General features: G+C 67.7%; 8 protein-coding genes. All 8 read left to right on the forward strand.

The features are described 5' to 3' along the window. Positions 1-203 precede the first annotated feature (203 nt). Complete coding sequence (locus JNL31_RS06985) at positions 204-3,032, forward strand: monovalent cation/H+ antiporter subunit A (protein WP_294971530.1); 2,829 nt, start codon at positions 204-206, stop codon at positions 3,030-3,032. After that, the gene (locus tag JNL31_RS06990; protein WP_294971532.1) at positions 3,032-3,370 is read left to right on the forward strand and encodes a Na+/H+ antiporter subunit C; all 339 of its coding nucleotides are present in this window, start codon (positions 3,032-3,034) and stop codon (positions 3,368-3,370) included. Before JNL31_RS06985 ends, JNL31_RS06990 begins: the two co-directional genes overlap by 1 nt. A 148-nt stretch (positions 3,371-3,518) precedes the next feature. After that, on the forward strand, positions 3,519-5,018 hold the full coding sequence (locus JNL31_RS06995) for a monovalent cation/H+ antiporter subunit D (RefSeq protein ID WP_294971535.1): 1,500 nt from the start codon (positions 3,519-3,521) through the stop codon (positions 5,016-5,018). Beyond that, a complete protein-coding gene (locus tag JNL31_RS07000) occupies positions 5,015-5,503 on the forward strand; it encodes a Na+/H+ antiporter subunit E (protein WP_294971538.1) in 489 nt (162 codons plus the stop codon). Before JNL31_RS06995 ends, JNL31_RS07000 begins: the two co-directional genes overlap by 4 nt. Then, on the forward strand, positions 5,503-5,772 hold the full coding sequence (locus JNL31_RS07005; RefSeq protein ID WP_294971547.1) for a K+/H+ antiporter subunit F: 270 nt from the start codon (positions 5,503-5,505) through the stop codon (positions 5,770-5,772). Before JNL31_RS07000 ends, JNL31_RS07005 begins: the two co-directional genes overlap by 1 nt. Further along, on the forward strand, positions 5,769-6,125 hold the full coding sequence (locus JNL31_RS07010) for a Na+/H+ antiporter subunit G (protein WP_294971539.1): 357 nt from the start codon (positions 5,769-5,771) through the stop codon (positions 6,123-6,125). Before JNL31_RS07005 ends, JNL31_RS07010 begins: the two co-directional genes overlap by 4 nt. Positions 6,126-6,280: 155 nt before the next feature. Then, positions 6,281-7,270 (forward strand): deoxyribose-phosphate aldolase, encoded by a 990-nt coding sequence (gene deoC, locus JNL31_RS07015; RefSeq protein WP_294971542.1) that lies wholly within the window; start codon positions 6,281-6,283, stop codon positions 7,268-7,270. Between the two features lie 100 nt (positions 7,271-7,370). Next, a partial coding sequence (locus JNL31_RS07020) for an aldehyde dehydrogenase family protein (protein ID WP_294971544.1) occupies positions 7,371-7,981 on the forward strand: 611 nt, incomplete at its 3' end.

Genomic DNA, 7,981 nt, shown 5'->3' on the forward strand with positions numbered 1-7,981 from the left:
TCGTCCAATGGTGCCATCCCTCCCCCGGGCCTCGCGCCGGTTGCCGGGACTGACAGCCCTCATCCGACCCTGTCGCCGCGGAAAGCACGGCAAATTCCCCGCTTCCGGGTTGAACTGCGGCGCAAAACTGCCAAATTGGACAAAACCCGCCGCGACGCCAATCCTGCGCCCAGAACGCAGGCCACGACGAGGAAGCCGCCTGAATGTCCCTTGCCCTGATCGCGGCCCTTCCTTTCCTTGGCGCGCTGCTTCCCGGCCTGACGATCCGCATGGGCCGCACCGCCTGCGCCGTCTCGACCGGCGCCGTCACGCTGGTGGCGCTCCTCCTCCTGGCCTCGCTTGCTCCGGCCGTCCTGCGGGGCGAGGTGGTCCAGACCCGGATCGACTGGCTGCCTGCCCTCGGCCTCAACGCCAATTTCATGCTTGACGGCCTCGGCCTCCTTTTCGCGGGCCTCATCCTTGGCATCGGGCTCCTCATCATCCTCTACGCCCGCTTCTACCTCGCGACCTCCGACCCGATGGGCCAGTTCTACAGCTATCTCCTGCTTTTCCAGGGCGCGATGCTGGGGATCGTCCTCTCTGACAACATCCTCCTGCTCCTCGTCTTCTGGGAGCTGACCTCGCTCTCCTCCTTCCTCCTGATCGGCTACTGGAAGCACCTGCCCGAAGGCCGCCGGGGCGCGCGGATGGCGCTGGCCGTCACCGGCGGCGGCGGGCTCGCGATGATCGCCGGGATGCTGATCCTGGGGCAGATCGCCGGAAGCTACGACCTGAGCGTGATCCTGACGCAGAAGACCGCGATCCAGGCCTCGCCCCTTTACCTCCCCGCGCTGATCCTGATCCTGGCGGGCGCCTTCACCAAATCGGCGCAGTTCCCGTTTCACTTCTGGCTGCCGCATGCCATGGCCGCCCCCACACCGGTCTCGGCCTACCTGCATTCCGCCACCATGGTGAAGGCCGGAATCTTCCTGATGGCCCGGATGTGGCCGGTGCTGTCGGGCACCTTCGAATGGTTCGTGATCGTCAGCTTCACCGGCCTTTTCACCATGCTGCTCGGGGCCAAGATCGCGCTTTTCAAGGATGATCTGAAGGCACTGCTCGCCTATTCCACGGTCAGCCATCTGGGCCTGATCACCATGCTCCTCGGCTTCGGCACCCCCGAGGCAGCCGCGGTGGCCATCTTCCACATCGTCAACCATGCGAGCTTCAAGGCAGCGCTCTTCCTGACCGCGGGCATCGTCGACCATGAAACGCACACCCGCGACCTTTCCCGCCTCGGCGGCCTGCGCCGCCTGATGCCCGTGACCTTCGCCATCGCCGCCATCGCCTCGCTGTCGATGGCGGGCATTCCGCCGCTGAACGGCTTCCTTTCAAAAGAGATGATGCTCGGGGAAGCAGTGCATGTGGCCTGGCCGACCCCCTGGCTGGTCGGGCTTGCCGCCACGATCGGTGCGCTCCTGTCAGTCGCCTATTCCTTCCGCTTCCTCGCCCACGGTTTCCTCGGCCCGCTGCGCAGCGACTATCCCCGCGCGCCGCATGACCCGGCCCCCGGCCTCTGGGCCGCCCCGGCAGTGCTCGCCGCGCTGGTCGTGCTCATCGGGCTCTTCCCGAACCTGATGAGCGGCTGGATCGTGGACGCCGCCGCCACCGCCACCACCGGAACCGCTATTCTTCTCCATCTCAGCCACTGGCACGGGCTGGCCGCCCCCGCGCTCTGGATGTCGCTTGCGGCCATCGGCGGCGGGCTCGTTGTCCTGGGCACCTACCCTCGCCTGCGCAGGCTCTGGGACGCCACCCCGCGTCCCGAGGCAAAGCGCCTCTACGACGGCCTGATCGAGCCCCTTGCCGCCGATGCCCGCAAGCTGACCTCCGCCCTGCACAACGGCAGCTTCAGCCGCAGCCTTGCCATCGGCCTCGCAGCCATCCTCGCCGCCACGGCCTATGCCTTCTTCGCCGCACCGTATCAGCCCGGCAGCCGAGCGATCCTTGCGCCCGACTTCGTGACGCTGGCCCTTGGCGCGGTGCTGCTCCTCGCCGCGCTGGCCACGCCCTTCCTCCACCGCAACCGGCTGATCGCGCTGATCCTGACCGGGGTGGTCGGCCTCCTGATCGCGCCCCTCTTCGCACTCTTCTCCGCCCCCGACCTGGCCCTGACCCAGGTCGGGGTCGAGGTCGTGACCGTCCTTCTCATGCTCCTTGCCCTGAACTTCCTGCCGAAGGACACTCCGGCCGAAAGCGCCGTTCCCCGGCGCCTGCGCGACGCGGGCATCGCGGCCCTCGCCGGTCTCGGCCTCGGCAGCCTCGCCTATGCCATGCTGACCCGCGCCCCCGCCTTCCCTTCGATCTCCGCCTTCCATCTTGCCCAGTCGAAGTCGGGCGCGGGCGGCACCAACGCGGTCAACACCATCATCGTCGACTTCCGCGGCTATGACACCTTCGGGGAAATCATCGTCCTTGGCATCGCCGCGCTGATCATCTTTGCCCTGTCCGAAACACTCCTGCGCAATGCCGCCGTCTCGCGCCGCCTGGCCCGCCTGCCCCGCACCGTCGAATCCGGCGACCGTCATCCGGTGATGTTCGTCGTCGGCACCCGCCTTCTCCTGCCCATGGCGATGATGGTCGGCGTCTACATTTTCCTGCGCGGCCACAACCTGCCGGGCGGCGGCTTCGTCGCGGGGCTCGTCTTCGCCATCGCCTATCTCCTGCAATACCTCGCCTCGGGCTATGACTGGAGCCACGCCCGCCAGCGCTTCGACCAGCATGTCCTGATCGGCTGGGGGGTGTTCGTCGCCGCCCTTGCCGGGGTTGGTGCCTGGGCCTTCGGCCTGCCCTTCCTGACCTCGGGCTACACCTATCTCCACCTGCCCCCGCTGGATGAATTCGAGCTCGCCACTGCGGCGATCTTCGACCTCGGCGTGTTCCTCTGCGTCCTCGGCGCCGTTCTCCTGGCGCTGGCTTCGCTCTCGCGACTGGCGCTGAAGACCGGCGAGCGCCCGAATGTCGCCGCCCATGACCTTGAGGAGGCCCGCTGATGGAAGCCCTCCTCGCCACCATCATCGGCGTCCTCGCCGCGGTCGGCATCTACCTGATGCTGCGGCTCAGGACCTTCCCGGTGATCCTCGGCCTTACCTTCCTCAGCTATGCGGTCAACCTTTTCCTCTTCGCCTCCGGGCGCCTTGCGCTGAACGCAGCCCCGATCATCGGCACCGCCGAACGCTACACCGACCCCCTGCCGCAGGCCCTGGTCCTGACCGCCATCGTCATCTCCTTCGGCATGACAGCAGTGATCATGATCATGGCCGTGGGCGGCTACCTGCAGGCCGGACATGACCGCGTCGACCTTGACCGCGACGACGAGGAACCGACGTGACCCGGCCGATGCCTTTCACTTCTGCCCGGATTTCCCCGCCGGAGGCGAACGTCCGGGGTCCCGCGCGCCCTTCACGCGCAGCGCCGAGACAAGAGGTTTGCGCGCCAGCCTGCAATTCGAAAACCGTCCGCAGTCCGGGGGCCGCCGCATGAGCCACTGGATCATCGCCCCCGTCGTCCTGCCCGCCCTCGCCGCCGCGCTGATGGTCATCGCCTTCCGCGCCCGCCTTGCCGCGCAACGGCTTGTCAGCCTGGCCGCGATCCTCGCCCTGAACGGCATCGCGCTCGCCCTTCTTGCCGCTGCCACCACGGGCGGCCCGCAGGCCTATTTCCTCGGCGACTGGCCTGCCCCGTTCGGCATCGTCCTCGTCCTCGACCGGCTCTCCGCGCTGATGCTGGCGCTCCTCGCCGGGCTGGCCCTGCCGGTCGTGCTCTACGCCATCGGCTCCGGCTGGGACAGGAAAGGCGCGCATTTCCATCCGCTCCTGATGTTCCTCCTGATGGGGATCGGCGGCGCCTTCCTCACCGGCGATGCCTTCAACCTCTTCGTCTTCTTCGAAGTTCTGCTCATCGCCTCCTATGGCCTGATGGTCCATGGCGGAGGCGAGGCGCGCACCCGCGCCGGGCTGCAATATGTCGCCTTCAACCTGATGGGCTCCGCCCTTTTCCTCTTCGCCCTCGGCCTGATCTACGCCACCACCGGCACGCTCAACATGGCCGATCTTGCCCAGAAACTGCCGGCCCTGCCCGAGGGCGATGCGGCCCTCCTGCGCAGCGCCGCCGTGATGCTGTTCCTGGTCTTCGCGATCAAGGGCGCGCTGGTGCCGCTGCAGTTCTGGCTGCCCGGAACCTATGCCAATGCGCCCGGCGTGGTTGCGGCACTCTTCGCCATCATGACCAAGGTCGGCGCCTATGCCACCTTGCGCTTTTCCACGCTGGTCTTCCCGCCCGACCTTCCCGCCACCGCGCTGATCCTGCCGACCCTCCTTTTGCCCGCCGCCCTGGTGACGCTGGCCCTCGGCGCCGTCGGCACCCTTGGCGCGCGAACCCTGCCGCGCCTCGCCGCCTTCGCCGGGATTGCCTCGATGGGCACCGTCTTCCTGGGCCTGGCCCAGTTCACCCCCACCGCCACCACGGCCGCGCTCTACTACCTCCTCCACTCCACCCTCGCGACCGCGCTCCTCTTCCTTCTGTCCGACCTCGTCTCCCGTCGCCGCGCGCACCTGCACCTCGACAGGCCGGCCCCCGTCGCGCAATCCGGCCTGACCGCTGCCGTGTTCCTGGCCGCGGCCATTGCCCTTGCCGGACTGCCGCCCCTCTCGGGCTTCATCGGCAAGCTCCTGATCCTCGACGCCTGGCGCGATCAGGCCGCGCTGATCTGGCCCGCCGTGCTCATCTCCTCCTTCGTGATGGTCCTCGGCCTCTCCCGCGCGGGCTCGCTTGTCTTCTGGAAGGCAAGCGACCAGCCCCCGCCGCCCGCACCCGCCCCTGAACCGCTGGCCATTGCCGCGACCTTCGCGCTCCTCGCCGGGCTCGTGGCGCTGACCGTCCTTGCCGGGCCCGTCACCGGCTGGCTCTCGACCACCGCCGAAAGCCTGTTCGCACCGCAAGCCTACATCGACGCCAACCGGCTGGAGGCGGCGCCATGAAACGCCTCTTTCCCCATCCTGTCCTGTCGCTGGCCCTCGCCGCGCTCTGGATCCTTCTTGTCAATCACTGGACGCTCGGCAGCCTGGTTCTGTCACTGATCCTCGCCACCCTGATCCCGCTCCTCTCGGCCCGCTGGTGGCCCTACCGCCCGGTGATCCGCCGCCCGCTCGGCCTGATCCCCTACACGCTCCTCGTCCTGCGCGACGTGATCGTGGCGAATTTCCAGGTCGCCCGCATCATCCTGTTCCTGCCGAACGACCGCATCCGCTCGGCCTGGATCAGCGTGCCCCTCGACCTCACCTCGCCCGAGGCGATCAGCCTTCTGGCCGGGACCATCACCATGACGCCCGGCACGCTGACCGCCGATGTCTCGGCCGACGGCCGCGCGCTTCTCGTCCATTCGCTGCACGCGCCCGATCCCGACGCCATCCGGGACGAGATCAAGACGCGCTACGAATCCCGCCTGAAAAGGATTTTCGAATGATCCTGGCCTCCGCCCTGACCTACGCGCTCGGCTGCTTCGGCGTGGCCCTGGTGCTGAATCTCATCCGCCTCTTTACCGCCCCGACCGTCACCGACCGCATCCTCGCCGTCGATACCATGACGGTGAACACCATTGCGCTCCTCGTCCTCGGTGGGCTCAAGACCGGCTCGGCCCTGACCTACGAGGCGGCCCTCCTCTTCGCGCTCACCGGCTTCATTTCCACCGTGTCCTTCTGCAAATACCTCCTGCGCGGGAGCATCATCGAATGACCGTGCTTCTGGAAATCCTGGTCGCGGCCCTGCTGGTCCTCGGCGGAACCTTCGGCCTGATCGGCAGCTTCGGTCTTCTCAAGCTCAAGGACCCGATGCAGCGGCTGCATCCGGCGACCAAGGCCACCACGATCGGCGTCGGTGCCGCGCTGGTGGCCTCCGTTCTCCACCTCCTGCTGATCGGCGCCGGCATCAGCTGGCATGAAATCCTCGTGACGCTGTTCTTGTTCCTGACCGCGCCACTTTCGGCACTGTTCCTGGCAAAGACGCACATCCTGCGCAGCCTGGACCCGAAGGTTCTGCCCCCGACCGGGACCGACGCCGCCTGGGCCACCCTACCGCGCGGCAAATAGCCAGGCCACTTCACGCCCGCCCCGCCCTTCCCGCCTGTCACTCGCGGATGGCGGTCAGAAATTGACCATTCGGTCAACTTTCAAGGCTGAAGCCCTTGCCCCGATCCCCCCCGCATGGCATCGTCCCAGTCATCCGGCACCTTCGGGGAACGCCCATGAACACGCTGTCACCGCCGCAGACCGGCCTCCTGCCCCAGGTCACGCATCCCCGCAACCCCGGCATGGCGCTGGATCTCGACTGGGTCGCCAGCGTCCAGGCCAACACCTCCGCCATCGAACGCCGCGCCGCCACCCTGCCCGGACGCCGCAGCGTGAAGAAGGAATATCAGGCCGCCTGGCTTCTCAAGGCCGTGTCGCTGATCGACCTCACCACGCTCGCCGGCGACGACACCGAAGGCCGCGTCCTGCGCCTCTGCGCCAAGGCCCGCCAGCCCGTCGCGCCCTGGATGCTGGAAAGGCTCGGGATGCAGGGGCTTACCACCGGCGCCGTCTGCGTCTACCACGAGATGGTCGAAACCGCCGTCCGCGCGCTTGAAGGCACGCAGGTCCCCGTCGCCGCCGTCTCCACCGGCTTCCCGGCGGGCCTTTCGCCTTACCGGCTCCGCATCGCCGAGATCGGCGAAAGCGTGAGGGCGGGTGCAAAGGAAATCGACATCGTCATCTCCCGCCGCCACGTCCTCACCCAGAACTGGCAGGCGCTCTATGACGAGATGCGCGATATGCGCGAAGCCTGCGGCGAGGCCCACGTCAAGGCGATCCTCGCCACGGGAGAGCTCGGCACGCTCCGCAACGTCGCCCGCGCCTCCCTCGTCTGCATGATGGGCGGGGCAGATTTCATCAAGACCTCCACCGGCAAGGAAACCGTCAACGCCACCCTCCCCGTCTCCCTCACCATGATCCGCGCGATCCGCGACTACGAGGCCCGGACCGGCTTCAAGGTCGGCTACAAACCCGCAGGCGGCATCGCCAAGGCCAAGGACGCGCTGGTCTATCTTTCCCTGATGAAAGACGAACTCGGCCATCCCTGGCTGCAACCCGACCTCTTCCGCTTCGGCGCCTCCTCCCTCCTCGGCGACATCGAACGCCAGCTCGAACACTACCTCACCGGCAACTACTCCGCCGCCAACCGCCACGCGATGGGCTGACGAATGCTCACCGTCCACGCTTTCATACTGGCCCAAATATCCCCGCCGGAGGCGCACGCCCACCAAGGCGCGCCCGCTCGCAGTTGAGGAGCCTTCCCCCATGACCATCAAGGAAATCTTCGACAGCATGGCCTACGGCCCCGCCCCCGAAAGCGCCGCCGAGGCCCTCGCCTGGATCGCCAAACACGACGCGAAGTTCGGCCACTTCATCGACGGCAGCTTCACCACGCCGGGCGAGACCTTCACGACCTCCAACCCCGCCACCGGCAAACCCCTTGCCGAAATCACCCAGGGCACCGAGGCCGACATTGCGAAAGCCGTCGCAGCCGCCCGCCGCGCGCAGCCCAATTGGGCCAAACTCCCCGCCTTCAAGCGCGCCGAATACCTCTACGCCCTCGCCCGCCTCACCCAGAAACACTCGCGCCTCCTCGCCACGCTCGAAACCCTCGACAACGGCAAGCCGATCCGCGAGTCCCGCGACATCGACATCCCCCTCGTCGCCCGCCATTTCTCCTACCACGCCGGTCTCGCCCAGCTCCTGCCCTCCGAACACCCCGACCTCCAGCCCCTCGGCGTCTGCGGCGCCGTCATCCCCTGGAACTTCCCGCTCCTCATGCTCGCCTGGAAGGTCGCCCCCGCCCTCGCCGCCGGGAACACGATCGTCCTCAAACCCGCCGAATACACCCCCCTCACCGCCCTCCTCTTCGCCGA

The organism is Tabrizicola sp., from assembly GCF_016792905.1.
Classification (GTDB): Bacteria; Pseudomonadota; Alphaproteobacteria; order Rhodobacterales; family Rhodobacteraceae; genus Tabrizicola.

Coding starts and splice junctions, on each gene's coding strand:
- JNL31_RS07000 (WP_294971538.1), top strand. CDS start 5,015: ATGAAACGCCTCTTTCCCCATCCTGTCCTGTCGCTGGCCCTCGCCGCG.
- JNL31_RS07010 (WP_294971539.1), top strand. CDS start 5,769: ATGACCGTGCTTCTGGAAATCCTGGTCGCGGCCCTGCTGGTCCTCGGC.
- JNL31_RS06990 (WP_294971532.1), top strand. CDS start 3,032: ATGGAAGCCCTCCTCGCCACCATCATCGGCGTCCTCGCCGCGGTCGGC.
- JNL31_RS06985 (WP_294971530.1), top strand. CDS start 204: ATGTCCCTTGCCCTGATCGCGGCCCTTCCTTTCCTTGGCGCGCTGCTT.
- JNL31_RS06995 (WP_294971535.1), top strand. CDS start 3,519: ATGAGCCACTGGATCATCGCCCCCGTCGTCCTGCCCGCCCTCGCCGCC.
- deoC (WP_294971542.1), top strand. CDS start 6,281: ATGAACACGCTGTCACCGCCGCAGACCGGCCTCCTGCCCCAGGTCACG.